Annotated in this window: 22 protein-coding genes; 11 read left to right on the top strand and 11 right to left on the bottom strand. The window is 62.2% G+C overall.

From position 1 onward, the window contains the following. The 7 genes from ACLCGK_RS26770 to ACLCGK_RS26800 all read left to right on the top strand — a co-directional run. Positions 1–720, top strand: a 720-nt coding sequence (locus ACLCGK_RS26770; RefSeq protein ID WP_410953313.1) for an RHS repeat domain-containing protein, incomplete at its 5' end; no start/stop codon positions are given. An 87-nt stretch (positions 721–807) separates the two neighbouring features. Continuing rightward, positions 808–1,125 (top strand): HNH endonuclease, encoded by a 318-nt coding sequence (locus ACLCGK_RS26775; protein ID WP_410953197.1) that lies wholly within the window; start codon positions 808–810, stop codon positions 1,123–1,125. A 10-nt stretch (positions 1,126–1,135) separates the two neighbouring features. After that, the gene (locus tag ACLCGK_RS26780) at positions 1,136–1,627 is read left to right on the top strand and encodes an SMI1/KNR4 family protein (RefSeq protein WP_410953198.1); all 492 of its coding nucleotides are present in this window, start codon (positions 1,136–1,138) and stop codon (positions 1,625–1,627) included. A 42-nt stretch (positions 1,628–1,669) separates the two neighbouring features. Continuing rightward, on the top strand, positions 1,670–2,107 hold the full coding sequence (locus ACLCGK_RS26785; RefSeq protein ID WP_410953199.1) for a YrhA family protein: 438 nt from the start codon (positions 1,670–1,672) through the stop codon (positions 2,105–2,107). 433 nt (positions 2,108–2,540) lie between these two features. Next, entirely contained in the window at positions 2,541–3,215 is a 675-nt protein-coding gene (locus ACLCGK_RS26790) for an SMI1/KNR4 family protein (protein WP_410953200.1), read from the top strand. 82 nt (positions 3,216–3,297) lie between these two features. Continuing rightward, the gene (locus ACLCGK_RS26795; protein WP_023662512.1) at positions 3,298–3,651 is read left to right on the top strand and encodes a hypothetical protein; all 354 of its coding nucleotides are present in this window, start codon (positions 3,298–3,300) and stop codon (positions 3,649–3,651) included. 266 nt (positions 3,652–3,917) lie between these two features. Beyond that, a complete protein-coding gene (locus ACLCGK_RS26800) occupies positions 3,918–4,349 on the top strand; it encodes a DUF2628 domain-containing protein (RefSeq protein ID WP_015269456.1) in 432 nt (143 codons plus the stop codon). Positions 4,350–4,550: 201 nt separating this feature from the next. Here ACLCGK_RS26800 and ACLCGK_RS26805 read toward each other — a convergent pair whose 3' ends face one another. The 7 genes from ACLCGK_RS26805 to ACLCGK_RS26835 all read right to left on the bottom strand — a co-directional run bounded on the left by ACLCGK_RS26805 (position 4,551) and on the right by ACLCGK_RS26835 (position 12,097). Further along, positions 4,551–4,817, bottom strand: a complete 267-nt coding sequence (locus ACLCGK_RS26805; RefSeq protein WP_253152652.1) for a hypothetical protein — start codon at positions 4,815–4,817, stop codon at positions 4,551–4,553. A 442-nt stretch (positions 4,818–5,259) separates the two neighbouring features. After that, a complete protein-coding gene (locus ACLCGK_RS26810; protein WP_054573349.1) occupies positions 5,260–6,894 on the bottom strand; it encodes a BatD family protein in 1,635 nt (544 codons plus the stop codon). After that, the gene (locus tag ACLCGK_RS26815) at positions 6,891–8,615 is read right to left on the bottom strand and encodes a tetratricopeptide repeat protein (protein WP_410953201.1); all 1,725 of its coding nucleotides are present in this window, start codon (positions 8,613–8,615) and stop codon (positions 6,891–6,893) included. The genes ACLCGK_RS26810 and ACLCGK_RS26815 overlap by 4 nt, the downstream gene beginning before the upstream one ends. Continuing rightward, positions 8,612–9,688, bottom strand: a complete 1,077-nt coding sequence (locus tag ACLCGK_RS26820; protein ID WP_015269460.1) for a vWA domain-containing protein — start codon at positions 9,686–9,688, stop codon at positions 8,612–8,614. The genes ACLCGK_RS26815 and ACLCGK_RS26820 overlap by 4 nt, the downstream gene beginning before the upstream one ends. Next, positions 9,681–10,175 (bottom strand): DUF4381 domain-containing protein, encoded by a 495-nt coding sequence (locus tag ACLCGK_RS26825; protein WP_015269461.1) that lies wholly within the window; start codon positions 10,173–10,175, stop codon positions 9,681–9,683. The genes ACLCGK_RS26820 and ACLCGK_RS26825 overlap by 8 nt, the downstream gene beginning before the upstream one ends. Positions 10,176–10,188: 13 nt before the next feature. Continuing rightward, positions 10,189–11,133: a DUF58 domain-containing protein gene (locus tag ACLCGK_RS26830; RefSeq protein WP_013971643.1), complete on the bottom strand. Its 945-nt coding sequence runs from the start codon at positions 11,131–11,133 to the stop codon at positions 10,189–10,191. Positions 11,134–11,137: 4 nt separating this feature from the next. Further along, the gene (locus ACLCGK_RS26835) at positions 11,138–12,097 is read right to left on the bottom strand and encodes an AAA family ATPase (protein ID WP_013971644.1); all 960 of its coding nucleotides are present in this window, start codon (positions 12,095–12,097) and stop codon (positions 11,138–11,140) included. 231 nt (positions 12,098–12,328) lie between these two features. Between ACLCGK_RS26835 and ACLCGK_RS26840 the strand changes: the two genes are divergently transcribed. Beyond that, on the top strand, positions 12,329–13,636 hold the full coding sequence (locus ACLCGK_RS26840) for a T6SS phospholipase effector Tle1-like catalytic domain-containing protein (protein WP_023663272.1): 1,308 nt from the start codon (positions 12,329–12,331) through the stop codon (positions 13,634–13,636). A gap of 88 nt (positions 13,637–13,724) precedes the next feature. On the opposite strand, the gene ACLCGK_RS26845 is transcribed toward ACLCGK_RS26840, so the two are convergent. Together ACLCGK_RS26845 and ACLCGK_RS26850 are read right to left on the bottom strand one after the other, a co-directional pair. Beyond that, positions 13,725–14,921 (bottom strand): MFS transporter, encoded by a 1,197-nt coding sequence (locus tag ACLCGK_RS26845; RefSeq protein ID WP_023663271.1) that lies wholly within the window; start codon positions 14,919–14,921, stop codon positions 13,725–13,727. 59 nt (positions 14,922–14,980) lie between these two features. Continuing rightward, entirely contained in the window at positions 14,981–16,195 is a 1,215-nt protein-coding gene (locus tag ACLCGK_RS26850) for a benzoate/H(+) symporter BenE family transporter (RefSeq protein WP_410953202.1), read from the bottom strand. A 102-nt stretch (positions 16,196–16,297) separates the two neighbouring features. Here ACLCGK_RS26850 and ACLCGK_RS26855 point away from each other — a divergent pair, with 102 nt between their 5' ends. Continuing rightward, complete coding sequence (locus ACLCGK_RS26855; protein ID WP_410953203.1) at positions 16,298–17,809, top strand: PLP-dependent aminotransferase family protein; 1,512 nt, start codon at positions 16,298–16,300, stop codon at positions 17,807–17,809. A 37-nt stretch (positions 17,810–17,846) separates the two neighbouring features. Here the strand turns inward: ACLCGK_RS26855 and ACLCGK_RS26860 are convergent, their stop codons facing one another. Then, a complete protein-coding gene (locus ACLCGK_RS26860; RefSeq protein ID WP_047932983.1) occupies positions 17,847–18,734 on the bottom strand; it encodes a dihydrodipicolinate synthase family protein in 888 nt (295 codons plus the stop codon). Positions 18,735–18,778: 44 nt separating this feature from the next. Further along, entirely contained in the window at positions 18,779–19,561 is a 783-nt protein-coding gene (locus ACLCGK_RS26865) for an aldolase (RefSeq protein ID WP_085721096.1), read from the bottom strand. A 236-nt stretch (positions 19,562–19,797) separates the two neighbouring features. On the opposite strand from ACLCGK_RS26865, the gene ACLCGK_RS26870 reads away from it, so the two are divergent. Next, positions 19,798–21,345, top strand: a complete 1,548-nt coding sequence (locus tag ACLCGK_RS26870) for an AMP-binding protein (protein ID WP_031325722.1) — start codon at positions 19,798–19,800, stop codon at positions 21,343–21,345. Between the two features lie 14 nt (positions 21,346–21,359). Continuing rightward, on the top strand, positions 21,360–22,526 hold the full coding sequence (locus ACLCGK_RS26875) for an acyl-CoA dehydrogenase family protein (protein ID WP_023663063.1): 1,167 nt from the start codon (positions 21,360–21,362) through the stop codon (positions 22,524–22,526). Positions 22,527–22,578: the final 52 nt, after the last annotated feature.

Below are 22,578 nucleotides of genomic sequence, written 5' to 3' on the forward strand. Positions count from 1 at the left end.
AACCGCCTGGATTTCAATGCCCGGCAATTTGCCAAGTCCAGGGACAACCGCATCACACACTGGCGGGACCAAGAGTACCGCTACGATCCGTGGGGCAATCTGATCGAAAAATGCTCGGAATATGGCAACCGGTTGCAGCGCTTCGGTTATGACGGTGAAAACCGGCTGGTGCGGGCGGAGACTTGGGTCAATGGCAAGCTGGAGAGTACCGGGCATTATCGTTACGACAGCCTCGGGCGACGGGTTGCCAAACAGGCAGAGATCAACGGCGAGGTCGAGCAGAAGCGCTTCCTCTGGCAAGGGCTGAGGATGCTGCGCGAGGAAACGCCTGGGCAGAGCATCTTGTACCTGTATGAACCGGGTAGCTATGCGCCGTTGGCGCGGGTCGATCAGGCGGAAGGGGAGGAGCAGAAGCATTATTACTTCCATACTGACCAGATTGGTGCGCCGCTGGAGGTCACGGACAGTGACGGTAAGATCGTCTGGCAGGCGACGTATCGCTCGTGGGGTGCAATAGAGAGTCTGCCCATCAATGAGATCGAGCAGAATCAGCGTTTCCAAGGGCAATATGTTGACAGTGAAACAGGGCTGCACTACAACACCTTCAGATACTACGACCCTGAAGCCGGGCGTCTTATTACGCAAGATCCGGTAGGTTTAGGCGGCGGTATAAATCTTTATCAATACGCGCCAAATGTGACCGCATGGATTGATCCTTAGGGGCTATCGTTCAAAAGTGTCAATTTTGAAGGTCCTCCTGAACTATTTCCTGTAACAGGTGCTCAAAAAAACATTGTATCGATTCAATTGCAAGGAACTCGGGGGCGAGACTTTACCGAGACTTACAAACAGGCAGAATTGACAAAGGCTCAAATGAAATCGATGGGCAAATACACTTGGCACCATTTGGACGATTTCGATCCTGTAACGGGTAAAGGCACTATGCAGTTAGTAACACAGTCCGCTCACGAAGCTTCGTTGCCGCATACTGGTTCAGTCGCGCAATTCGAAAAACATTTTGGTTTGCCTTCTGGATCTTATGGCGCGCCTGAAGCTGTAGCTATCTCACAGGATAAGGGTTGGCTAAAAGGCCGCTCACAGAAAACAACATTCACAACTTGTTGAAGATTCTATAATGGATGACTTTGAACTGTTTGATTCTGGTGCTCCCGTCTCGATATTAGATATTGATAACCTTGAGTCTGAAATTGGCATAAAATTTCCAGCAGACTTCAGGGAGCTTTACCTGTCCTTCAATGGAGGAACTCCGAATCGGGAGTTTTGGGCGGGCGATGAAAATTATGAGCCGATTAGAATTGAAGATTTTAAAAGCATCGCCAGCGCTGAAACCGTTGACAAAGACGAGACTAAATACATAGGCGGATGCTTCAATTTGATGGTGCATAGGAACGTATTGCCAGCACATTTGGTACCTTTTGCCGTTGATGAGGCAGGTAATTTTATTTGTCTTGATAAAGAAGAAGGTAGTGTTATTTATTTTGCGGTTGATGTTTTTCAGCCGGATATTGACATGCGCATAAATAACATTAACGCTCAAAAGATGTTGTCCTCTTCGTTTCGTGTGTTTATTGACTCCTTGGTTAGTGAGGATGAGGTCGATCAGTAGATTCCTTGAGGGGCGTGCATATTAGGTCATTAGATGATTGAAATGAAAATGATGATCGACAAGTTGTCTGGTACGCCTGCACTTATTCCCGGTGCATCCGAAGAAGATCTGGAGTTATTTGTTCAGCGCTGTCAGTTGGCGTTGCTTGCTATGCCGCCCTCGGAGTATCTGGAGCTATTAGGTGTTTGTAATGGGGCTGCGGAGAATGGCGTATTTTTGTATTCAACTCACCGAATACCATTTTCGGATTGTGCTGGTGAGACCAATGATTTTATAGGGATGAATTTAAATTGGCGTGATTTGGAATGGATGAAGGATTACTTGGTTTTTGGAGAAAGTGATATGGATGTGTATGTGCTGGAAGTGCCCTCAAAGATATACCAGGTGAGGGATCGCCAGGCCTTCGATAATGTTTACTATGAGTTTTCAACATTTAATGAAATGGCAAGTCATATGTTTGGTTTGATGGCGGTCGGGTGAGTTTTGAAGGGGCAGTTTTCCAATTTCTGATAGAGTGCGATCCATGAACTCCACCTGCTACAAGATGGGGGCTCAATTTGCCGTGGCATCTCTGGCTCCATGAAAAACCCTGCGCCTCCTGGGTTTGAGGTTACGAGGCCTCTACATGCGGATCACATTGTTCCGATGAAGGAAAATACAGAAATGGAAGGTTTTTCTCGATTGGCTTCGAGGATCAAGTAAAGGTGTTAAACTATGAGTCAAACTTCCAAGGGTTGAGTGAGGTGGTAAATACCTAAAAGGGGGGAGATCATTTGGCGAGTGGGGGTTATATCAAGATGGAGATATTCCTGTTGATCCAGCGTTTCGTTCTCCATGATTGATAAGGCTGCTAAATTGGGTCGGAACTGCAGCAGGTCAATAGTTTGCCTTCGGGGTATTGAGGTGTATGAGAATGAATTGGCCTGAGTCTTTGAGGCGGCGTATTGTAACCGAGCTAAAAGGTTATGATGTATATTTTTCACCTGGCGATGTCCCTGTGGATATCGATTTTCCCAAGCAGTGGCGTGGATTTGGCTTTCTAAATAGTGGGAAAAAACATATTCCTGCGGAATGGGCTGAGTTTTCCGAACTTTTGCCTTGGGTAAGCGCGTGGCTAGAAAAATGTGTGTTAGGAACGGTTTTGGCTGTGAGTGATCGCCCATACCTCATGTATGCATATAGTGAAGGTGGTGATTTATGCTTCTATATGGGCGGGGCTCCACTAGGCGTTGAAGGGTCAGGTTTCGATGGTTATCCTAGTTTTCCTGCGAGCTTCCGGCAGTTTTATTCAAGATTGCATAATGGTTTTGGATTCTATATTGGTTGCACTATGGGGCTGTCGAGGTTGGAGGACTTTGTTGCTGTCAAGGAACTGTGCGATGAAGATTACCCAGCACTCCCTGATATGGTGGCGGTATTTTCTAGCGGCGCTGGTGATTATTTGGCTTTGGGGAATGGCTCACACAAGGGCCAGGCTTTTATCTGGTGGCATGAAAAACCAGAAAACCCGACAGAAGGAATCGAATTATGGGATGTGATGGATTCGTGGGTGTCTATTTTTTTGGAGAACTCCGACTCTAATGAATAATAGAGTGGCAAAGTGGCGGTAAAGTAATGAGGGCAGGTGGCGAGAAGGTTTATAGGGATGATCCAAGGTTAACTATAGAACAATGTCTGTCATTGCGATTGTCATGGAGGGGGCTGGGGTCTCAGCTTCAGCCCTTATGAAGCTCCATCGTGTACTTGGTGTCCCATTGTTGCAGTTGAAATCAACGATTCTGGCGCATGAGCCAGTATTAGAGTTGGAAATTTTTGACGGCGACTACCACGATCATGCAAAAATGATTCGATCAGTTTGTGCTGTGCTAACCGCGGAAAAAGTAGATGCGTCTTATTACGAAATTCCCTATGGTCAGCAATATGTAGGGAACCCCAAATTATCCATTTGGAAAATCGATTCAAGTCTGGTGGAGGGTATATTGAGTGCGGCTGATGATGAGGTGGAGCGACAGCTCAATAGTTAGTTTAATAGGGGGTATACGAAGTTCCTCAGCGGCACCCACGTTCACCTGCACTACGACAACCCGCTGGGTCGCCTGAGCGACATCAATCGTGTGGTGAACAACGAGTTTCTGATCGCGCCGATCTGGAAGCCTTGAGTGTTTCGTGACTTGGTTCTCGCTTTGCGGGAGGTATCAAGCTTGCCCTCAAAGGCATGCTGATTTAGCCTCCGAACCGGCCATGATCATGGCTATTCGACACTCACGGACGACGATCACAGGAGTCACCAATGGAAGGCATCCCACAAACCCAATCCACCCCAGATAACCTCAAGCCAAAATGGCGGGAGCGTTTCGCTTTCTTCGATCAGTACGGCGCACCCACCTCCGAGCCCTACAAAGCCGCTTTCCGCGCCTTGCCATTTGGCAAGAAGCTGCTGATCAACAACAACTTCATCGCCTTTTTCTTCGGCCCGATCTACTGGTTCGTACTGGGGCTGTGGAAGAAGAACCTGGTCATGCTGGCCATCATGATCGCCATCGGCGTTCTCCTGAGCTACTACGAGATCGCGACGGGTAGCGAAATCCCGCGCCCGGTGGATAACGGCATCAGCATGGCGTTTGCGTTTCTGTACAGCTTCCTGACCAACCGTGCCTACTACCTGAAGCAGACCAAAGGGCAGCAGAGCTGGAACCCGTTCGAGGGGCAGCGGTTCATCTGAGCCGTCAGCCAGTTCAACCGGTGCTCGCAGGTTGATGAAGCCCTGATCACGGTCTCTGTAGGAGCGGCCTCGTGTCGCGAAAGGGCCGCAAGGCGGCCCCGGCGATTTTGCGGTGATGCGCAGATCCTGGGGGCGCTTCGCACCCCTTTCGCGACACAAGGCCGCTCCTACAGGGGGCGCGCATGGCTTGGGGCTGTGTAGTCAGTGCCGGGTGATATCCCCGGTTTGCCGGTGCAACAGCAACTCGGCCAAGGCCTTGGTCATCTGTACGTGATGCACCGCGTTGACCAGCATGTTGATGCCGGGCTCGCCGGCATTGGCGCAGATGTATTCGTCCAGCGAGTCTTCGATGCCGGCCATCAGCTGGAGGGTGTGGATCAGGGCGTCAACCGAGGGTGTGTCCTGGTTGATGGTGTAGAAGGGGCGGGCCGTTAGTTTTACGGGTGGATCGGGGACGAGTTTCTTCATGGCGTATTCCTTTGAAGAAGAAGGGAACTGCCACCTGAATCTTTCTCACGGATTGAGGGTGGCAGCCGTACGCGGGGTGAGAAACCGAGGAGAAATACGCAAAGACTCGGCCAGGCCAAGGCCCGCCCACGTACGGCCACCATAGAGGTGCTGCGTAAAATCTCTGTCGGGTTCTCACACCCGGTCACCGAAGCGACCCGGAAACGTTATCCGTGAGGTGTTTCCCCGACAACAGCGATAGTTCGGCAGCGCGCGTAGGATAATTCCTAAGCGGGTTGATCTTGAAGCATTGGGGTGCAGGTTCAGAAATATCTTACGGTGGCACCGGCTGCGCCGGTGTTCGCGGGCACGCCCGCTCCCACAGGTACTGCGCAAGGTTCTCGGCGTACGCGGTCATTGTGGGAGCGGGTTTACCCGCGAAGAGGCCTGCACAGGCAGCACATCACTTGGGATAGAGCGGCGGCAGGCTGCCGTTCTCGCCGGTCGGCAGCAATACCTGCTCAGCCGGGGGAATCGTACCGATCGCCCGCCACAAATCTTCACCCTGCCAATACTGCCCGCTCTCGCTATACAGCGCCCCGTTCAACCCATCCAGTGCATCCGACAACGGCACGAACCGCGCCGCCATCTCGGCCAGGGTCTCCGGCTGCTGGCGGGCCCAGGCGTCCAGCGCCTGGCGGGTTGCCTGTGGGTCGTTGGCCTGGCACGCGCGCTTGAGATCATCCAGCAAGGTACGCGGGCTCGGCCCGGCCTGCGCGGCGCGCAGCACCGCTGGCTGCGAGCGGGCGCGCCACCACAGGGCAAAGCCCAGCACGGTGGTGAGGGCGAACACCAGGGTGGCCAGCTGCCAGGGCCACAGCAAGCTGCTGGCACTGCTGTTGTCGCCGACCGGGGTGTCGGCGCTCAGCGCCGGGTTGTCCTGCACATTCAGCGTGCGCGCCGGCAGGCTGCTGTGCTCCAGGTGGTCTTCTCGGGTATTCCACCAGGCCACTTCCAGCGCCGGCAGGGCCAGCGCGCCGCTGTGGGTCGGCACCAAGGCTTCGCGCTCTTCGCGGTTGGCAATCATCCCTCGTTCGCTGATTTCGTTGCGCAGCAATGGCTGGTCGGGGTACCGGCGCAGGCCGGTGATTTCGGTGGCTGGCAGCGGTGGCAGCTGGGTGCTGGACAAGCCTTCGGCACGCAGGGTGATGTTGCGGGTCAGCGAGTCGCCAATCTGCACCTGCTGGTTGCCAGGGTCGGGGTTCCAGTGCTCTTCAAGTGTCAGGCTGCGGGCCGGTAGCCAGGGCACGCCAGCAGGCCAGGCCGCCGGAATCGGCCGCACGGCCAGGCGCAATGGCAACGAGCTGACCTGCACCTGGTGGCCGGCCCGGGTCGTGCCGTTGGCTTGCGGGGCCTCGTCCTGGCTAGCGGCGGCGGTGGCGGTGAAAGTCAACGGTGGGATGTCGAGGGTGCCGCTTTGTTGGGCATACACGGCATAGCGGGTTTCGATCACGCCGTGGCGGACGCCGTTGATTTCCTTTTCATAGGTGCGCGATTCACCCAGCGGTTCGACCTTGGCGTTTTCCAGTTGCAGCGGGCTGAGGCTGCTGTCGTCGTACAGGGCCACTGAATGGTAGATGCGCAGGGTGAGCACGGCCTGGGCCTGGACGTAGACCTCGCTGCTGTCGAGCGTGGCTTCGATGAACACCTGTGAGGCACTGTCCTGGCGGCTGGCATCGGCCTGCAGCACTTGCAGTTCGATGGCCTGGCTGTGCGACTGGCCCAGTTGCAGTTCGGGGATGCGCAGGCTGCCGCTGCGCCGCGGCAGCAGGGTGATGATCCAGCGGGTACTGGCGCGGGTTTCGCCGTCGAGGCTGTGCAGGCTGTTCAGCTGGCGCGTGCCGCGCACTTCGAAGTCACCCTCCAGCGCGCGCAGGTCGGGCTTGCCGAACTGGGTGACGTCCTGGCTTTCCAGGGTCAGCTCCAGGCTTTCGCCGGCTTCCAGGCGGGTACGGTCGACGCTGGCGCGCAGCAACGGTTCGGCCTGGGCCAGCACGGCCCACAGCAGACAGAGGAGAAAGACGCCGAAGCGACTCATCGTGAGGTTTCCTGATGCAATTGCTGTTCATACCAGAATTTGCGCCGCAGCAGCTCCGCCGGGTTGTCGGGGATCTCCCGCAGCCATTGTTCCAGGGCCTGGCGCTGTTCGGTATCAAGGCTGGTCGATACCGGGCGCTGCGGCGGCTGGGTGACGCTGTCGTCCGCGCCCGCTTGGTTGCCGGGCGTTACCTGGCTGTTGCTGCTGCCTTCGCCGGGCTGTTCGGCGCTGGCCTGTTCGTCGTTGCCGGGCGTGCCCTGGGCCGGGCTGCTGGCCGAGCTGCTGTTGCCTTCGGTTTCGCTGCCGGGCGTGCCTTGGGTATCGCTGCTGGCCGGTTGTTCCTCGGCAGTGGCCTCTCGCTGTTGTAGCAGTTGCTGCACCAGTGCCTGGTTGTCCAGCGCCGCTTGCAGGTCGGGCTGGCGTTCCAGGGCTTGTTCGTAGGCGTCCAGCGCAGCTTCCAGCTCACCGCTGCGGGCCAGGGCGTTGCCTCGATTGTAGTGTGCGGCGGCGGTGTCGCCTTGGGAAAAGGCTTCGGCAGCGCCGGCATAGTCGCCGGCCTGGTACAGGGCCATGCCGCGCCATTGCGGGTCCTGGAACTGGCGCGCGGCGCTGGCCGGGCGGTTCTGCTCCAGCAGGCGCTGGCCTTGCTGGTCGGGACGCAGCCACAGGTCGTTGAACTCGAAGGCCTGGCTGGGCTGGGGCAGGGCCAGCAGCAGCGGCAGGCAGAACAGCCAGCCGCGTCGGCCGGCACAGGCGGCCAGCAGCAACAGCGGCAGCAGCAGCCAGTAACCCTGGTCGGCCCAGCTGTCCAATTGCAGGGTCTGGCCATCATTGCGCCCGGTGCGCGGGCTGTCGAACAGGCCCAGGCCTCGCAGGTCGAGGTCGTCGATGCGAGCATTCCGGTAGCGCCCGCCGGTGCCGTTGATGAAGCCCTTGAGGCTGGCGCTGTCCAGGCGTGGCAACAGGATGCCGCCCTGGTCGTCCTTGAGGTATTCGCCATTGGCCTGGCGCACCGGTGCGCCTTCGCGGCTGCCGATGCCCAGCATCAGCAGGCTCGGGCCCTGGCGGCCGAGGGCCTGGGCGATGCCTTCGCGCTCCGGGGCGCTGAGCGACGAGCCGATCAGCAGCAGGCGGCCCTGGCCCAGGCCGCTCTGGGCCAGCAGGGCGAGGCCTTTTTGCACGGCCAGGTCGGCGCGCTGGCCGGGCTTGGGCATGATCGATGGGTCGACCGCCTCGAGCAGGTTGCGGCTGGTGGCCAGGTCATCAGACAGCGGCACCAGGGTGTGTGCGGAGCCAGCGTAGACCACCAGCGCGGTCTGGCTGTCGCGGCGGTGCTCCAGCAGGTCGAGGATCTTGCGCCGCGCCTGCTCCAGGCGGTTGGGCGGGCTGTCCTCGGCGAGCATCTGCGGGGTCAGTTCGAGCAGGATCACCAGCGGGTCGGCCGGGCGCTGGCGGCTTTCTTCCACGCGCTGCCAACTGGGCCCGAGCAGCGCCAGGATCACCAGCACCCAGGCCAGGCCCAGCGCCACCCACGGCAGCTTGCTGGTGCTGCCGCTGCCACCGCCACCGCCGAGCAGGACGCCATGGAACGCCGGCGGCAGAATCATCTGCCAGCGCCCGGCGCGCTTGCGCCGGTGCCACAGTTTGTACAGCAGCCAGGCGAGCAGGGGCACGGCCAGCAGCCAGAGCGGGCGCAACCATTCGGGCCACAGTTCGATCATCGCCGCCTCCTCAGGCGCAGGCGCTTCAGGCGCTGGCGCCATTCCGGGTGCGGTTGCAGGAAGCGCGGCTTGCGCAGCAGGCGGTGCAGCAGGTTGTCGGGCCATTGCACGGCCAGTACCAGCAGCACGCTCAGCAGCAGGGCCAGGGCCAGGGGCCAGGCATACAGGGCCTTGGCCGTGCGCGCCTGGGTCGGCTGCTGGGCCACCGGTTCGAGCTGGTCGAGGGTGTCGCCGATGGCGTCCAGTTCGGCGCCGTCATGGGCGCGGAAGTAGGTACCGTGGGTGATGTCGGCAATTTCCTTGAGCGAGGCTTCGTCCAGGTCCAGGCTCGGGTTCAGGCCGAGCAGGCCGGGGGTGCCACTGGCTTCGGGGTTGGCGCCGATGCCGATGGTGTAGATGCGCACGCCTTCCTGGGCGGCCAGGCGGGCGGCGGTCAGCGGGTGGATCTGCCCGCCGTTGTTGGCACCGTCGGTGATCAGCACCAGCACCCGGCTTTGTGCCGGCCGTTGACGCAGGCGCTTGACCGCCAGGCCAATGGCGTCTCCGATGGCGGTGTTCTTGCCGGCGATGCCGATCTGCGCCTCGTCGAGGAAGGTGCGCACGGTGCGCCGGTCGAAAGTGAGCGGCGCCTGCAGGTAGGCCTGGCTGCCGAACAGGATCAGGCCCACGCGGTCGCCTTCGCGGTCCTGCAGAAAGTCGCCGAGCAGCGCCTTGACTAGGTCGAGGCGGCTGATCTCTTCGTTCTGCCACTGCATGTCGGGGAAGTCCATCGACCCGGACACATCCACCGCCACCAGCAGGTCGCGGCCGCTGGCAGCCACTGGCACCGGCTCGCCCAACCATTGCGGGCGGGCGGCGGCGCACAGCAGCAACAGCCAGATGACGACAAAGGGCGCCTGCTGGCGCCAGGTCGGCAGGTTGAGCCGCGCGCGGCGCCCGGCCAGGCCTTCGAGTTCGTCGAGGAAGCCCACCTTGAGCACCGGTTCGCCGCTGTCGGCGGCCGGCAGCACCAGGCGCGCCAGCCACGGCAGCGGCAACAGGGCGAAGACCCACGGCCAGGCCAGTTCAAACATGCTTGCGAATCCAGGTTTCGACGGCTTGGCTGAGCCCGGCGATGGCCTTGTCGTCGAGCTTGCACTCGGGTTTGTAGGCGCCCTCTACCAGTACCATCCAGCGGGTCAGGCCGGCGGCCGGGCAGCGGTTGTCGAGAAACGCCAGCCACTGGCGGCCGTTGAGGGTATGGCTGTTGGCACCCGGGTAGTGGCTGCGGCACAGGCGCTTGAGCAGGGCGTTGATCTGTTGCAGCCACGCCCCGGCCGGGGCGCCGTCGTAGGGGCGCGGCAGGCGGGCCAGTTCGGCCAGTGCTTCCACGCGTACCGGGTCCAAGGGTTGTTCGGCACGCACGATACGGCGTTTGCCCGGGCGCCAGTGGCGCACCCGCCATAGGCCCCAGGCCAGCAGCGGCAGCACGGCCAGCAGCAGCCACCAGCCGGGTGCCGGTGGCCAAAGGCCGATCGGCGCGGGGGCGATCAGCGGCTGCAGTTGATCAAGCGGGTTCATTGGCCGCTGCTCTTCATGACGCGCTCCGTGGCCGCTGGGCGTTCAGGTACTCGCGCAGTTGCTCGATCATGTCGCTTTGGGTGCTCAGTGGCATCAGCAGCACGCGCAGCTTTTGCGCCATCAGCTCCCAGCGCTCGATACGCGCTTCGGCCTGCTGGCGGTAGGCCTGGCGCAGGTTGGCGTCCAGGGTGTCGAGCTCCAGCTGCGCGCTGCGCTGGGCGAAGCGCAGCAGGCCGGCGGCGGGCAGGGCATGATCGAGCGGGTCGGACACCGGCATCAACAGCAGGTCGCAATGGCGCGAGAGCATGGCCAGGTGCTGCTCCACCTGGGCAGTGAGCGAGCGCTCATCGCAGATCACGATGGCCAGGCTGCCGGGGCGCAGCACTTCGCGGGCGCGGCGCAGGGCCAGGCCGAGGCTGTCGGCACCGGGCGTGGCCTCGGTGTGCAGCGCCTGGTTGACCTTGGCCAGGCGGTTGAGCAGTTGCAGCAGGCTCTGCTTGCTGCGCCGGGGCTTGATTTCGTGGTGCTCGTTGTCGCCGAACACCAACCCGCCAATGCGGTCGTTATGGCCCAGCGCGGCCCAGCCGAACAGCGCTGCAGCCTGGGCGGCCAGCACCGACTTGAACATCAGCCCCGAGCCGAAGAACAGCCGTTGGCTCTGCTCGACAAGAATGAAGATGGGCCGTTCGCGCTCTTCGTGGAACAGCTTGGTATGCGGCTCCTGGGTACGCGCGGTAACCCGCCAGTCGATGTTGCGCACATCGTCGCCAGCCTGGTAGACGCGCACCTGGTCGAAGTCCACGCCGCGCCCGCGCAGCTTGGAGTGGTGCAGGCCCACCAGCGGGCTGCGCTGGCCGGGCCGGGAAAACAGCTGGATTTCGCGCACGCGGTGGCGCATGTCGATCAGCTCGGCAAGGCCGATGCGGATGCCGGGTTCGGCCAGCGATGCAGTGGGCATGGGCTCAGGCAACGGCGACGACGTCGAGGATGCGCTGGACCACGCGGTCCTGGTCGATCCCTGCCGCCTCGGCCTCGAACGAGAGGATGATGCGGTGGCGCAGCACGTCGAACAGCACCGCCTGGATGTCTTCGGGGCTGACGAAATCGCGCCCGGCCAGCCAGGCGTGGGCGCGCGCGCAGCGGTCCAGCGAAATGGAACCACGCGGGCTGGCGCCGTAGGCGATCCAGTCGGCCAGTTCGGCATCGAACTTGGCCGGGGTGCGGGTGGCCATCACCAGTTGCACCAGGTATTCCTCCACCGCGTCGGCCATGTACAGGCCAAGGATTTCCTTGCGGGCGGCGAAGATCGCCTGCTGGCTGACCCGGCGCTCGGGCTTGGTCTCGCCGCCCAGGGCTTCACCACGGGCCTGCAACAGGATGCGCCGCTCTACCGCAGCGTCGGGGAAGCCGATTTTCACGTGCATCAGGAAGCGGTCGAGCTGGGCTTCGGGCAGCGGGTAGGTGCCTTCCTGCTCGATCGGGTTCTGTGTGGCCATGACCAGGAACAGCGGCGACAGGTCGTAGGTGCTGCGGCCCACGCTGACCTGGCGTTCGGCCATGGCCTCGAGCAGTGCGGACTGCACCTTGGCCGGGGCGCGGTTGATTTCGTCGGCCAGCACCAGGTTGTGGAAGATCGGCCCCTGCTGGAACACGAAGCTGCCGGTTTCCGGGCGGTAGATTTCGGTGCCGGTGATGTCGGCCGGGAGCAGGTCGGGGGTGAACTGGATGCGATGGAACTGCGCCTCGATGCCTTCGGCGAGCTCTTTGATGGCCTTGGTCTTGGCCAGGCCCGGCGCGCCTTCGACCAGCATGTGGCCGTCTGCCAGAAGCACGATCAATAGCCGCTCGACCAGTTTCTCCTGGCCTAGGATCTGGGAAGAAAGAAAGGTGCGCAGCGCGATCAGCGCTTCACGGTGTTCCATCGGTGACGGTTCCTGGTATGGGGCCGCAGGCGGCTGGAAGCAGCTGCCCTGGCAAGGGGTGATACTTTAATCCATCCGGGGGGGTGGCGACCAATGGCGGTAGGGAAATTTATCCTTGCCGGGGGCCATGCAGGTCCGGAAATGTCCTGTGTATCGCTGGCCATTGGCTGATGTTCCGCAGCAGCGTGCTGGCGCCTGCTTGTGCTTTTGGTACAAGCAGGAAGCACGACGATGGACCTGAACAGCTGTAGCACTGCACGCATCACGCCGGTCACCCTGCGTTTTGGCGTGTTCTTCGATGGCACCGGTAACAACCTGAGCAATGTGATGCCGGTGGATGCACCGGGGAACAAGGGGGGCAGTTATGCCAATGCCTTGAGCAATGTGGCCCTGTTGCATGCACTGTACCCGACGCAGGGGGCCAATGCTGATGAGACCATGGCGTTTCTGAAGCGCTATGTCGAGGGCGTGGGCACCCTGGCGGGGGAGGCGGATCATGCCTATGCCTCGGCCACCGGGTGTGGGCGTAGAGGAGCCGAGGCGCGTGTCACCGAGGCCTTGGCGGGGATTGCCGGGCAACTGCGGGACTGGCGCCAGGCGCACCCAAAGGCAAGGCTCGAGCGGGTCGAGTTCGACTTGTTCGGTTTCAGCCGCGGCGCTGCGGCTGTGCGTCATCTGGCCAACCTGCTGCATGATGGCGGCAGCAGCCTGTTGGCTGTGCCCTGTGGCATCGTGATCAACTTCATCGGCCTGTTCGACACGGTTGCTGCAATCATCGCGCCGCTGCAGGGCGACTTCGATCCTGCCGACGACCGCCATGGTGACTTGCGCCTGGGCCTGGGCGCGGGCATTGCCCGGCAAATGGTGCAGCTGGTGGCGGGGGACGAGCAGCGGCACAACTTCCCGCTAGTACGCAGCGGCCATGACATCGTGTTGCCAGGCGTGCACTCGAACATTGGCGGTGGTTACCCGGATACCACGCAGGAGCAGGTGCTGCTGTGCAAACCGCATTCTCAGCGGGTGCCGCTGAGAATGCGCGCCGAGCACACGCGTGTGCATGCCACAGTCAGTGCGTTGCTGGCGTCGTCGTTTGGCGAAATGGGTGCGCCCAGGCCGCGTGTGCTGGCCTGGGAGGTTCCGATTGCCGGTGGCCTGCCTAGCGAGGCGCAAAAACAGGTATATGCGGCGGTGTACCGCGAACGGGAAGTGGCGGGGCAGCTGTCGCGGGTGTACCTGAGCATCATGCGGGAGCTGGCGGTGCGCGCTGGTGTGCCGTTTGCGCAACTGGGCGGGCAGGTCGAGCACCGGCTGCCGGATGAACTGCTGGGCATCAGCCGCAAGTTGCATGCGTTTGCCCTGGGTGAATGCGAACAGCCTGGGTTGACCGAGGATGAGCAGCGATTGTTGCGAGACAGGTACGTGCATGCATCAGCGAACTGGAATGCGTTGAAGGGGTTGCACGGCAGTGTGCTGGATGTGTTGTTCGTCAATCGGCCGGGGGCAGGTGGGCGGGTGGTGCATGCCAATCCGGTCGCCTGAGTAGCCAGTGCGCAGATGAATCAATGGCCATGTGCTGTTCTGCAGGATCTGCCTTGCATTGCGAAAGGGCTGCAAAGCAGCCCTGGGGCTAGACAGGCTGTCGGTGCTTCCTGGCCAGGTAGGCCTCCTGCGCCAAGGTCAGCAGCACCGTCAGCAGCATGAACACGATCGATGCCACGAAGATGCCATGAGGCAGGCGTTGGTCGAGCATCCAGCCAAACGCCACCGGCCCGAGGGCACCGCCGATGCTGAAGCCGGTCGAGACCAGCCCGAACGCTTTGCCCTCGGCGCCGCTCGGTGCCGCCGCCTTCACCAGCATGTCCCTCGACGGGGCGATGATCCCGGTCAGCAAGCCAATGGCACCGAGAACCACCACCAACCCCCAGCCCCGAAGCAGCCCGAGGGCCACCAGCGTTGTCAACGCGGCAGCCAGGGCAAAGGCCGAGGCCGCCACCAGGCCGTGACGCCGGGTCCGGTCAGCCAAGGCCCCACCGCACAGTACACCTGCAGCACTGCTGAGCAGAAAGGCCGTGAGTGCCGTGTTGGCCCAGGCCAGGGTCAGGTCTTGGCCCTGGACCAGGGCGGCCACGGAGAACTTCTCGATGGCACTGGTGCTCAGGTTGAGCAAGATGAACAGGACCGTCAGCAGCCCGAGCATGGGCGTGAACAGTCGCGCGCGACCTGCTGCAGTGGGGCCAGAGCCGCCTTTGCCAGGCTTGGCAACGTGGTGGATTCCACTGCCTGGAACCGATATCAACAGCAAGGCGGCAACCCCCGCAGCCGCGCCCGCCATCAGGGCAGCCTGCGTGCCGAATAGTGCAGCGATGCCGAGAAATATAGCTGGCGTTACCGCCGAGCCGAGGAAGCCGGCAAAGGTATGGATCGAGAACGCCCGCCCCAGGCGGCCTTGTTCGATGCCGTTGGCCAGCAGCGCGTAGTCGGCCGGGTGGTACACGCCATTGGCCAGGCCGGCCATGGCCATCGCCACCAACAGCAGGATGTAGCTGGGGCTGACAGCAACCAGCAGGAAACTGATGCTGCCCAGCAGCAAGCCCGCCTTGAGCACCTTGCGCGCACCGTAGTGGTCGACGGCATAGCCTAGCGGTGCCTGCACCAGGGCGGAGACGACATTGAACACGGCCAGGGCTGCGCCGAGTTCGACGAACCCTACCCCCAGCAAGTCGGGGAGCACGGGTAGCAGCGCCGGGATAAGCATGATGTGCACATGGCTGACGAAGTGTACGGCAGCAATTTGGGTAAGAAGCTTGGGGCCAGCTTTGGGCATGTCGATACCTGTTGTACGGCGTGCGCACCTGGCGCACGGCAGGATGGTGGAAAGCCCGCTTACCGGGAGAAGTGGCAGAAACCGGGTAGGCGGCCGTTCAATACGGCATAGGCCAGCAAGCCAATGACCAGCCCCCAGAATGCCCCGCCAATGCCAAACAGGTTGATGTTGGCTGCCGCGGCCAGGAATGTGATCAGTGCCGCTTCGCGTGAACGGGCATCTGCCATTGCGTTGGCCAGGCTGGCGCCGATGGTGCCCAGCAGTGCAAGGCCGGCCAGCGTGGTGATGAAGGTGGCCGGCAGGGCCATGAACACACTGGCCAGGGTGACCCCGAATACCCCTACGAGGATGTAGCAGACGCCGGCAGCGATGCCCGCGACCCAGCGTTTGCCCGGGTCTTCGTGGGCTTCCTTGCCAGTGCAGATGGCGGCGGTGATGGCAGCGATGTTGAAGGCGTGCGACCCGAACGGTGCCATCAGCAACGACCCCAGGCCAGTGACTGCCACGATCGGATTGGCGCTGGTCTTGAAGCCATCGTTGCGCAGCACCAGCATGCCTGGCATGTACTGACCGGTAAGGGTGATCAGGAACAACGGCAGGGCCACGCTCAGGGCGGCGTTGAGGGAGAAGGTGGGCGCGGTGAACAACGGCGTGGCGAATTCCAGCCTGAGCGCTGTCAGGTCCACCTGACCCTGCAGTAGCAGGTAGCCCAGGCCCAGCAGCAGAATGCCTACTACGGCATAGCGGGCGGTAAAGCGTTTGAATGTTACATAGGCCGCGATCAACAGCCCGGCCAGGGCGGGGTCGACCGACAGGCCGCCGAATGCACCAATGCCGAATTGCAACAGGATACCCGCCAGCAGGCCGGCGGCAATTCCGCCCGGGATGGCCCGCACCAGGCGCTCGAAGTAACCGGTCACTCCCAGCATCACGAAGCCGGCTGCCGACAGCAGGTAGGCACCGATGGCGTCGCTGTAGGGCACGCTGGCCAGCGCTGTGACCAGGAACGCAGCGGCCGGCGTGGACCAGGCGGTGATCACCGGCTCGCGGCTGTACCAGGACAGGACCAGGCCACTGAGCCCGACGCCGATCGACACTGACCAGACCCACGAGGAGGTCAGCGCCGGGCTCAGCCCGGCCAGCTTGGCGGCCTGGAACACCAGGATGAAGGTGCCGCCATAATTGACTATTACCGAAACGATCCCCGCCACCACGGGGTGAAGGATGTCTGTCAGCCGTAGCGGGGTTGGAGCAGTGTGTGCGGGCGTGTTCATCGAGGCCTCGGTCGTTCTGGCGCATAGGGTTGGAAAGGCTGGTTTTTATAGCGCTAGAATGGCCGGTATAGCCCCACCAATTTTCCGCATATGGCCATACCAATGTTCAAGCATGCACAACTGGAGTCGGTGAAAGCCTGGATCGGCGACCCAGAGCGCGCGTCACTGCCTTTGCACGTAAGAATCCAGCGTGCGATACGCCAGCTTGTTCTCGAAGGGGCGTTGCCCGTGGGCAAGGCGTTGCCCGCCTCCCGTGCGCTGGCGGCCTCGCTGGCTGTGTCACGGGATACGGTCGAGGCTGCATATGGCCAGCTGCACGCCGAAGGCTTCATCGAGCGCCGGGTGGGCAGTGGCAGCTTCGTTTCACCCCGTGCGCAGTACCTGCCGGCCCAGCCCCGGGGTCGCAAGGTGAAAGCCCCGGACGAACCGCCGGCAATCAGCCGTCGTGGCCAGGCGCTGTGCCAGGAGGGCGGAGTGCACAATTTCTTCGTTTCTCGGCCGTTTGCGCCGGGGGTGGCGGAAACCCGCAACTTCCCGTTGCAGGCCTGGGAAAAGCTGCAACGGCAGGTGTTCAAGGAACATGGCTCCCAGGCATTGCAGCCCAGTAGCGCGCAAGGTACCGAGCCACTGCGGCGGGCTATTGCCGATTACGTCAATCTTGAACGTGGCGCACAGGCCACGGCTGACCGCGTGCTCATCCTTACCAGTTCACAGCAGGCGTTCAGCCTGTGTGCCCACGTATTGGCCGACGCGGGCGACCAAGTGGTTATCGAAGACCCGGCCTACCATGGGGTCAGGAAGGCGCTGGGTGCTGCTGGCCTGCATTGCATCGCCGTGGCCGTGGACACGGACGGCATGCAGGTCGAGCAGATAACACGGCTGGCTCCCCATGCCAGGGCTGTTTTCCTGACCCCTTCGCATCAGTTCCCTACTGGCGTGACCCTGTCCCTGGACCGGCGTCTGGCGGTGATCGAGTGGGCGCGGCAACAACGCGCCTGGATCATCGAGGACGATTACGACAGCGAGTTTCACTATGCCGGCAAACCCACCGCGTGCGTGCAAGGCCTGGATGCCCACGACCGTACGGTTTACATCGGCACGTTCACCAAGTCTCTGTTCGCCGGCTTGCGCATTGCCTACATGGTCTTGCCGCCGCAACTGGTCGAGCCGATGACCGCTGCGCGAACCTTGCAGGACGGGCATACGGCTTCGCTGGCGCAACTGACCTTGGCCAGGTTCATCGAAGGCGGGCACTTCGGCGCCCATGTGCGCTTGATGCGGGCGATCTATGCGGAGCGCCGCGATGCCCTGGCGGCATTGGTGCAGGCACAGCTGTCGGACTTTCTTGTCGCGCGTGTGCCCGCAGGCGGCATGCAGATGCCTTGTGTTTTCACCAGGCCGATGCCTGAAGAGCAGGTCGTGAAGGCGGCGCAGGCCGCTGGTATCGACCTGCTGGGGCTAAGTGGCCTTTATGCGTCGACGAAAGGGGAGGCGGGATTGCTGATGGGGTTTGCGGCGCATACCCCTGGCGAGCTGGCGATGGCCGTGGCAAAACTGGCGAAGGTGTTGCGCCAGGTCGAGTCTGGCCAAGGGCGAGCAACGTTGCCAGGATGAAGCCCGGCAGCAAGACGCCGCCGGGCAGTTGTCACGGTCAGTCGGCCAGTTCTACCAGCATGCTCTTCAGGTAGTCGCTGCCTTGCGCATCCAGCGGTTGCAGGGGCAGGCGTGGAGCGCCGACATCCTGGCCGAGCAGTTTCAAACCGGCCTTGATGGTGGTGGGCAGGCCACGGCGGGTGATGTACTCCAGCAGTTCATACTGCCGGTAGAACAACGCGCGAGCTTCGGCCAGGTTGCCTTGCTGCACCGCGTCCCACAGCGCCAGGTTCAGCGCCGGGATCAGGTTGGGCGCGGCGGTGCACCAGCCGGTGGCACCGGCCACCAGGGCTTCCAGGGTGAGCGGGTTGCAACCGTTGTAGAAGGCCACCTGGCCATCGGTGGCCTTGAACAGGCGGTGCATGCGCTGGATGTCGCCGGTGCTTTCCTTGACCATGGTCACATTAGGCACTTCGCCGAGGATGCGCAGGATCAGCTCCACCGACAGGTCGGTGCCGCTGGTGCCCGGGTTGTTGTAGAGCATGATCGGAATGTCGATGGCCGCGCCCACCGCCTTGTAGTGGGCGACCACTTCGGCTTCGGTGAGCTTCCAGTAGGAGATGGGCAGCACCATCACCGCCGTGGCGCCGCAGGCCTGTGCCAGGCGGGCGCGCTGCACGGTGCGTGCGGTGGTCAGGTCGGAGACGCTGACCACGCTGGGCACGCGGCCGGCGATGCGTGCCTGGCTGAAGCGCACCACCGTTTCCCATTCGCTGTCGGACAGGTAGGCGCCTTCGCCGGTGCTGCCCAGCGGTGCGATGGCGTGCACGCCGTCCTCTATCAGGCGGTCGATGGACAGGCCCAGGGCATCCAGATCGAGCGCGCCGTCTGCCGTGAAGGGAGTGATGGTGTAGCCGATAACGCCGCGAATTACAGGTGTAGACATAACCAGGCACCTCTGCCGTTGTTGGGGAAAGAGTACAGCTTCAGTCAGCCCAGGCAGTCGCCATGGGCACGCAAGGCACGGCGCGCGTAATAGCTGAACGCGGCACCATGACGTTTGGGGGTGGAGATCCAGTCGTGGGCTTCCTTGCCCAGGGCATCCGGGATGGGGCGAATTTCACCGGCGCCCATGGCTAGCAGCTGCATCTTGGCTGCGCGCTCGAACAGCAGGGCGAGCACGCAGGCTTCCTCGATCGAGCGGCCGGCAATCAGCAGGCCATGGTGGGAAAGCAGGATCGCGCGCTTGTCGCCGATCGCCCTGGAAATGATTTCACCTTCTTCGTTGCCCACTGGTACGCCGGGCCACTCCTTGAGGAACGCGCAGTCGTCGAACAGCGGGCACAGGTCCATGTGCGAGATCGCCAGTGGCACTTCCAGCATCGACAGGGCGGCGCTGTGCAGCGGGTGGGTGTGGATGATGCAGTTGACGTCGGGGCGTGCACGGTACAGCCAGCTGTGGAAGCGGTTGGCCGGGTTGGCCATGCCGCGGCCTTGCAGCACGGTGAGGTCTTCGTCGACCACCAGCAGGTTGGAAGCGGCGATCTCGTCGAAGCCCAGGCCGAGTTGTTGCGTGTAGTAGGTGCCAGGCTGCTCGGCGCGGGCGGTGATCTGCCCGGCCAGGCCCGAATCGTGGCCGCCGTCGAACAGGATGCGGCAGGTAAGGGCGAGTTTCTGGCGAGGAGTGTAGGTGTTGTCGGCCAGCGCCGTCAGCATCTGCTGCTGGGCGAGTTTGACGAGCTGATCCTTGGGGGTCTGCATGGTGGTCGTCATGGGCTGTACCTGCATGAAGGGCCTATAAAGGCTGATTGGCGCGAAGCGCTATCAGGACACAAAATCGATATTAATGACACAAAGTGTCATTTGCAAGCGATGTGTCATCACCACTGCCGCTCATGCGATGTGGTCCAGTGCAAACCGTTATGGCCCGCATACGTAACTGGTATTACTTGCTCCGACCGCATGCTGTTTAGCATCGACCGGGTCTTAACCGCGACGAGAACAACAACGTGAACCTCGCAACCCTAACCAGTCGAAGTGCAAGATACTGGCCTGAGCGCTTGGCGGTGATCGACCGCCACACCCGCCTCACCTTCGCGCAGCTTGAGCAGCGGACCAATCAGTTGGCCTCGGCCTTGTTGGCCCATGGCATCGCCAGCGGCGAACATGTCGCGATCCTGGCTCCCAACCGGGTCGAGCTGGTGGAGGCTGAGGTGGCTTTCTACAAGGCCGGCCTGGTCAAGGTCCCGGTCAATGCACGCCTGGCGCTGGATGAAGTGATCCAGGTACTGAATGACGCCTGCAGCGTCGCGCTGATCGCCGACCCGCAAGCTGCCGAGGCCTTGCTGGCGCGTAGGCAGGAGGTGCCTGCGCTACGCCTGATCGTTACCCTTGGCGAGCAGGGCGGCGATATCGGCTACGGCGCACTGCTGGCCCAAGGCAGCAGCCAGCCGGTCAGTTGCGATCTGCCTGACGATGCACTGGCCGTATTGCACTACACCTCGGGCAGCTCCGGTGTGCTCAAGGCAGCAATGCTCAGCGTCGGCAACCGCAAGGCGCTGATCCGCAAGAGCATCGCCAGCCCCACCCGGCGTGCCGGCCCAGGCGACATCATGGCCCATGTCGGCCCCATCACCCATGCCAGCGGCATGCAGCTGATGCCGCTGCTGGCGGTGGGTGCCTGCAGCCTTTTGCTGGAGCGCTACGATGACCAGTTGCTGCTCGAGACCATCCAGCGCGAGGGCGTGACCCGGTTGTTCCTGGTGCCGGCCATGATCAACCGTCTGGTCAATTTCCCCGGGGTCGAGCGCTATGACCTGAGCAGCCTGCGCCTGGTGATGTATGGCGCAGCGCCAATGGCGCCAGCGCTGGTCAAGCGGGCTATCGAAGTGTTCGGGCCGATCCTGGCCCAGGGCTACGGCGCTGGCGAAACCTGCTCGCTGGTGACGGTGCTGACCGAGCAGGACCACCTGTGTGAAGGCGGCGACTACCGCCGGCTGGCCTCGTGCGGACGATGCTACTTCGAGACCGACCTGCGTGTGGTGAACGACGATTTCCGCGATGTCCAGCCAGGCGAGGTGGGCGAGATCGTGGTCAAGGGACCGGACATCATGCAGGGCTACTGGCGCGCACCGCATCTCACCGCCGAGGTTATGCGTGATGGCTACTACCTCACCGGCGACCTGGCCACGGTGGACCAGCAGGGCTACGTGTTCATCGTCGACCGCAAGAAGGAAATGATCATTTCCGGTGGCTTCAACATCTACCCCAGCGAAGTCGAGCAGGTGCTCTACAGCCTGCCGCAAGTGTTCGAGGCTGCCGTGGTGGGCGTGCCCGACGAGCAGTGGGGCGAAGCGGTGCGGGCAGTGATCGTGCTCAAGCCTGGCATGCAGTTGCAGGAGCACGAGGTGATCGAGCATTGCGCCCAGGCTCTTGCCGGGTTCAAGAAACCGCGTGGGGTGGACTTCGTCAGCGAGCTGCCGAAGAACCCCAACGGCAAAGTGGTGCGCCGCCTGATTCGAGACGCCTACTGGCAAAACAGCGAACGCCGCATCTGACCTGAGGAATTGCCATGTACCAGCCAAGCGAAAAGGCCAAACAGATCATCGAGGCCATCGGCGGCTTCGTTCGCAACGAAATCCTGCCCCTGGAACAACGCGCCGGCCTCAGCTGGGCCGAACCGCACCCGCGTGAGGTGCTGCAGCAGGTGTGGCAACGCTCCTGCGAGCAGGGTTTCTACAACATCATGCTGCCCGAAACGATTGGTGGGGCAGGATTGAGCGTGTCCGACCTGTGTGCGGTGAAGGAGGCCACGGTGCTGACGGGCTCTATGCTGGCGCCGCACATTCTCGGCGAGCTTTCCGGGCCGCCGCGTGTCGGCCACCTGTTCAAGGTGGCCAGCCCGGCCCAGATCGAGGCATTCCTGCAGCCGGTGTGCCGAGCCGAAAAGGCCGTGTGCTTCGCGCTGACCGAAAGTGAAGCCGGGTCCGATGCCACGGCGATCAGGACTACCGCTCGGCGCGACGGCGAGCACTACGTGCTGAGCGGGGCCAAGCGCTACATTTCCGGGGCGCCTTATGCCGACATCGCGGTACTGCTCGCGGTCACCGGCCCCGGGCGTGGCGCCCAGGGGATCTCGGCGTTCTTTGTCGAGCTGGATGCGCCGGGCGTGCGGGTGGAAAGCGATTACTCGGTCATGTCCGGCGGCGGCGCCCATGGCGACATCCTTCTCGATGAGGTACGAGTGCCGGTGGCCAACCGCATTGGCGAGGAGGGGCAGGGCTTCAAGCTGGCAATGGGGCGCATCACGCTCAATCGTCTGCTGCATTGCCCAACCATGCTGGGCCTGGCGGGCCTGGCGCTGAACCTGTCGGTCGATTACGCCCGCACGCGCAAGCAGTTTGGCCAGCCGATCGCGATGTTCCAGTCGATCAATCACATGATCGCCGACATGGCCACCGAACTGCATGCGGCACGCAGCATGGTCTATGCCACTGCCGCGGTGAATGACGCCGGTGGCGATATCCGCACCCAGGCGCCGATGTGCAAGCTGTTCGTATCGGAAACGGCCTTCCGTATCGCCGACCGCGCGGTGCAGATTCATGGGGGGGCCGGGCTGTTGCGGGGCAACCCGGTGGAGTGGATCTTCCGTGCGACCCGTATGATGCGCATTCTTACCGGGACCAGCGAAATCCAGCGCAACACCATTGCCAAGGGCGTGCTCATGCCCGAGCAGTGAAACTGCACGCCCGGCCTCGAGTGGCCGGGCTCTCCCACAAGAACAATAAGAG

The organism is Pseudomonas sp. S1(2024), assembly GCF_046557535.1.